At 40.4% G+C, this 1,994-nt stretch carries 4 protein-coding genes; 3 read left to right on the top strand and 1 reads right to left on the bottom strand.

Annotated features, from left to right (window positions below; all coding sequences use genetic code 11):
* Positions 1 to 36 precede the first annotated feature (36 nt).
* Complete coding sequence (locus ASG81_RS26895) at positions 37 to 579, bottom strand: J-domain-containing protein (RefSeq protein WP_056641919.1); 543 nt, start codon at positions 577 to 579, stop codon at positions 37 to 39.
* 380 nt (positions 580 to 959) lie between these two features.
* Here ASG81_RS26895 and ASG81_RS26890 point away from each other — a divergent pair, with 380 nt between their 5' ends.
* From ASG81_RS26890 to ASG81_RS34245, 3 genes are all read left to right on the top strand, one after another.
* On the top strand, positions 960 to 1,337 hold the full coding sequence (locus tag ASG81_RS26890) for a hypothetical protein (protein ID WP_056641915.1): 378 nt from the start codon (positions 960 to 962) through the stop codon (positions 1,335 to 1,337).
* A 152-nt stretch (positions 1,338 to 1,489) separates the two neighbouring features.
* The gene (locus ASG81_RS31735) at positions 1,490 to 1,777 is read left to right on the top strand and encodes a hypothetical protein (RefSeq protein ID WP_056641914.1); all 288 of its coding nucleotides are present in this window, start codon (positions 1,490 to 1,492) and stop codon (positions 1,775 to 1,777) included.
* A partial coding sequence (locus tag ASG81_RS34245) for a GNAT family N-acetyltransferase (RefSeq protein WP_155971986.1) occupies positions 1,719 to 1,994 on the top strand: 276 nt, incomplete at its 3' end. The genes ASG81_RS31735 and ASG81_RS34245, both read left to right, overlap by 59 nt.

Below are 1,994 nucleotides of genomic sequence, written 5' to 3'. Positions count from 1 at the left end.
TATTATTCGCGGACAAAGCGGAATACGGTCAACCCTCTAAAGCCATTGCTGATATTGTTCCTGTATCGTGTCTCTTGCGACCTGTCTTTTTTGCAAAATGGCTGCCGGGACYATCGTATTGTATTTCTTTATTTTTATATTGATTTCGGCTATTTCCCGGTCCCATTTATTATCGCTGTTATCAGGGAGAGAGGTTAGCAGCTTGCGGATTTGCTCTCTTATTTCTTGCTGCAGCTGTAACCAATYGGGYAGCACGTTAGCATTTTTGAGTATGCTGGTGAAGACATCGCCAGAATCGAGATTCAACGGCTTTCCTTTGCCGGGAAGATGATCGAATGCGCCCTTTTTCTGCTGCTCCTTGTACATTTCATCGAGCCAATGGCTTTGCGATACATTCGTATTCCAATATTGCGTTTGATGAACCGCAGACTCACCAGCGTCCGATTTCTGCGGGGAGTAAGTTTCAGCTATTACATCAGAAGGTTGAGGCTGAGTCTTATCCACTTCAATTATCGGAGTATCATGATCGTCATTGTTTGCAGAAAAATGATTGTTCTTCTTTTTGAACCAAAGAAACATTCTTTTCCCCTCCGAATCCCGTGATGAGATTATCWTACTTGAAAATGCGGAAGTTGTCGCGAAGTTGTATGACTATTCYGTGAATTCATAGCGCCAGAGATTAAGAACAAATGGGTTTGACTCCCTGCTTCATTTTCCTCATGATAGACTTGGAAGTCTACTAATGTTGTACGGATTGTGTGTACTAACGGGTGTATTTTAGAAGCTATTATGATTGAACTAACGGGTACGATAGTTCAATCATGACACGACGGCAGCCGGCCAAAAAGATCGGCTGCCTTTGTTGAGCTAACTGGTAGGATAGTGCAACAATCAGCACCGCATTTATTTCCGCTTATTGGGAAAAATAAAATATCCCATTGGCGAGGTGTTATCATTTGATGAAGGTGATTTTGGCATTCGTATTAGCTGTCACGCTAGTTGTCCCGATCAATAATTCAGTTATGGGTAAAGAAGCATCATCAGAATCCATTACAACGCCGCAATGTCAGTTAGTGCAACAAGCCTTAATGACCGAACTCTATCCGAAAATAAGGAGTATCCTCAGAGAAAGGTATCGCACTGATTTTCTCTTCGGAAATGCTCGTTTGCTACCTATAATAAATTCGGATAACCTTGTATCTGAATTCAAGATAGAAGGAGAAGTCCTCACAAAAGATAACAGCTCTGAAACAGTACAGATTACCTTTCGGGCGGATGTAGAAGAAGGGTATAAAGCCGATGGTATGAGCATTGTTTCTAAGCAACCAAGCGAATGAGGTTGGACCAAAACGTTAAACTAACGGGTACGATAGTGGAGCAAGCTGCCGCGGTGCAGATGCTCCATTTTTTCATTCAACTAACAGGCAGGATAGTTATACAATTAAAAATGTTGATATGGTAAGATTAGTAATAAAATAGAGGAGCATGTATGAAACTATTTGAAGTAATACCTTCTATWACAACAGAACGTTTTTTRTTACGGTCGATGACTTTAGTAGATGCTCAGGCTGTATTTGAAAACCTATCCGATAAAGATGTGACCAAAGATATGGGGATTGACCCTTTTGTAAGTGTAAAGAATGCTGAAGACTTAATAAWTTTCATGAACGAYCTGTTTGATAAAAACATAGCTTTTCGTTGGGGGAACATTTTTATTTATGTGTTTGAGCAACATCCTGAATTTGGTGAGAAAGCGAAGTGGCTGCTCGAGCATTGACCAGAGATTAATCGGGACATGTGGTTATAATGGATGGGAGACAAACCGTGGTTCACGAGTGGAGATTGCATATGACTTAGGTAAACCATATTGGAGACAGGGTTATATGAGTGAAATCTTAGAGTCAATCATACAATTTAGTTATGAAATCGCAGGGTTTAATAGAATTGAAGCATTAACAAATCTTGATGCCGCCCCTTCTATGAATTTATTGATC

The organism is Paenibacillus sp. Soil522, assembly GCF_001428245.1.
In the GTDB taxonomy this organism is placed as follows: domain Bacteria; phylum Bacillota; class Bacilli; order Paenibacillales; family Paenibacillaceae; genus Pristimantibacillus.
The sequence above is the reverse complement of the archived record's forward strand: the minus strand, read 5'-3'. Positions and strand labels throughout refer to the sequence as shown.

Excerpts from the sequence above, each read along its gene's own strand:
- ASG81_RS26890 (WP_056641915.1), top strand. The coding sequence starts at position 960 with ATGAAGGTGATTTTGGCATTCGTATTAGCTGTCACGCTAGTTGTCCCG.